Below are 247 nucleotides of genomic sequence, written 5' to 3' on the forward strand. Positions count from 1 at the left end.
GCAGTCACTGTACTGCCGTTTGGTAAGTTACCTGGATTTGGTACTGTCCATACACCAGTCACTGGGTCTGCTGTGGTTTGGGCTGTACCACCACCATTCGGGTAGGTCACCGTCACTGTTGAACCAGGTTCTGCTGTACCGGTAATCGGATCTGTTGCATTGATTGGATTGATGTCTGGTGCATTCGGTGCAGTTACATCGACTGTATATACTTGCGTATCGGTGATGTTGCTGCTGTTACCCGCTG

At 50.2% G+C, this 247-nt stretch carries 1 protein-coding gene; it reads right to left on the bottom strand.

What is annotated here, in order from left to right; all coding sequences use genetic code 11:
- Positions 1 to 247 (bottom strand): Ig-like domain-containing protein (locus F3J02_RS18425; protein WP_228284366.1); only part of this gene is annotated, 247 nt, incomplete at both ends.

The organism is Acinetobacter sp. Tr-809, assembly GCF_011753255.1.
Classification (GTDB): domain Bacteria; phylum Pseudomonadota; class Gammaproteobacteria; order Pseudomonadales; family Moraxellaceae; genus Acinetobacter.